Here is a 1,825-nt window from a genome sequence, read left to right on the forward strand (position 1 = left end):
GCCATATCCAGTTCGATGCGCATGAAATACCGCCCCTCGGTGTTGTCGGTATGTTGCTGACAATGCAGGATGTTGTAGGAACGCTGGTAGAACCAGGTTGAAGTTGCGCTCAGTATGCCCTTACGATCCTCACACTGAATGAGGAAGATGATTTTCTTCTGTTTGCTCGCCATATATGTCTGCCTTTATTCGAGTACTGTTGTTTCCGCTTCCGTAAGGTCTTCTGAGAGAATGACCTCTACTTTGCGTTTGGCTTCAGAGAGAGTTTTCTCCAATGCCTTGGATAGGCGCATGCCTTCCTCAAACAAGGAAAGACTTTCCTCAAGAGAAGTCTCCATCTGGTTGAGTTTCTGAGCTATCTCCTCGATTCTTTTGACATCCGATTCAAAACTCATGGTTACTCCTTTATCTGTGCCGTTCGCTTGCCATCAACGAATGTCAGACGTACGACTTCCCCTATTGTTGCCTGTTCCTTGCTTTTGATGAGCGTTCCACTCTCGCTTTGGACCGCTGCATAGCCTCGCGCTAGTATAGCAAGGGGAGAAAGGGCTTGCAACTCTCTCGCCGCTGATTCATATCTCGCTTGGTTTTCCCGAACTTTCTGCTGGCCGGCATTGATGAGATTCTGGCTGGCATTGGCCAGTAGGTACTCCCTGTTATCTATGATTGCATGAATCTGTCTCGCATCAAACTTGCCCAGTTGGTGGGTGGCAAGGGTAAGGCGGTACTGCATGGCTTTCTGCATCTCTGCCTGCAGCGATTTCAGGTTCTGCCGCAAATCGAGATAGCCCTGGCTTACCAGCTCGGCTGCAGCAGAAGGGGTAGGTGCTCTCAGGTCTGCAACATAGTCGGAGAGCGCCCAGTCTATCTCATGTCCTACTGCACTGATGATGGGTATCTCTGATTCATGCATTGCCTCCAGGACTACTTCCTCGCTGAAGGGAAGCAGGTCTTCCAGGGAACCACCTCCTCGTCCAACGATCAAGACATCACAGAGCAGTAGGCTGTTTGCCTGCATGATTCGGTTTGCAATGGAAGCTGCACTGCTCTCACCCTGTACAACTGCAGGAAGTACCAGTACATCCAAGGACGGAGAACGACGGTTCAGTACGTTGAGAATATCCTGCAGGGCAGCCCCTGTTGCACTGGTTACCACGCCTACACGATGAGGCTGACTGGGGATGGGCTTTTTCAATGATTCATCGAAGTACCCCTTGCTTGCGTACAGTCTCTTGCGTGCCTGAAGCAGAGCAAGTATCTCTCCCTGTCCTGCTTTTTCCATGCTCTCACACTTGATCTGGTAGGTTCCCCGTGCTCCATATACATCCAGGTTACCGGTTACTGTGACCTTATCGCCTTCAGATGGGGTGAAATCGACCTTCCAGGTACTTCCCTTAAACATAACTGCGCTGATCTGGGAGTTTGCATCCTTGAGAGTGAAGAACCAGTGACCGGTTGATGAAGGGCGGAAGTTGGAAATTTCTCCTGTCACCTTCAGTCCGTAGAAACCTTCCTCGAGTGTCCGCTTGATCAGACTTGTCAGCTCACTGACCGTCAAATCAGTGTGAAACAGTTCATGCATGCTCTGCTTCCTTTTTCCTGGACAGCATGTGCATTTGGTTGAGAATGCCAAGGAAGGCAAGGATTGCCCAAAGAGCAAAGAAGAGCCAGAACTGAAGATACCAGAAACGGGAAAGCAACCAGGCTACGATCAGGGAACCTGCGATGGCGCTTTCAAGTGCCATGTAGGATTCAAACCGCGTAATGCTGAGTGAGAGGATGACGACCAATGCCACCGCTGTTACAATAAAACTAGGGGTAAGGG

Annotated in this window: 3 protein-coding genes; all 3 read right to left on the reverse strand. The window is 50.2% G+C overall.

Annotated features, from left to right (window positions below; genetic code table 11):
* Positions 1 to 185: 185 nt before the first annotated feature.
* Complete coding sequence (gene xseB / locus JF818_RS15060; RefSeq protein WP_198892836.1) at positions 186 to 395, reverse strand: exodeoxyribonuclease VII small subunit; 210 nt, start codon at positions 393 to 395, stop codon at positions 186 to 188.
* Positions 396 to 397: 2 nt separating this feature from the next.
* Positions 398 to 1,582 carry an exodeoxyribonuclease VII large subunit gene (xseA, locus tag JF818_RS15065; RefSeq protein ID WP_198892837.1) on the reverse strand — a complete coding sequence of 395 codons (1,185 nt, stop codon included), beginning with the start codon at positions 1,580 to 1,582 and terminating at the stop codon, positions 398 to 400.
* On the reverse strand, positions 1,575 to 1,825 hold a 251-nt coding region (locus JF818_RS15070), incomplete at its 5' end, for a hypothetical protein (protein ID WP_198892838.1). The genes xseA and JF818_RS15070, both read right to left, overlap by 8 nt.

It is taken from the genome of Sphaerochaeta sp. S2, from assembly GCF_016406725.1.
Classification (GTDB): domain Bacteria; phylum Spirochaetota; class Spirochaetia; order Sphaerochaetales; family Sphaerochaetaceae; genus Sphaerochaeta.

Excerpts from the sequence above, each read along its gene's own strand:
- xseB (WP_198892836.1), bottom strand. The coding sequence starts at position 395 with ATGAGTTTTGAATCGGATGTCAAAAGAATCGAGGAGATAGCTCAGAAA.
- xseA (WP_198892837.1), bottom strand. The coding sequence starts at position 1,582 with ATGCATGAACTGTTTCACACTGATTTGACGGTCAGTGAGCTGACAAGT.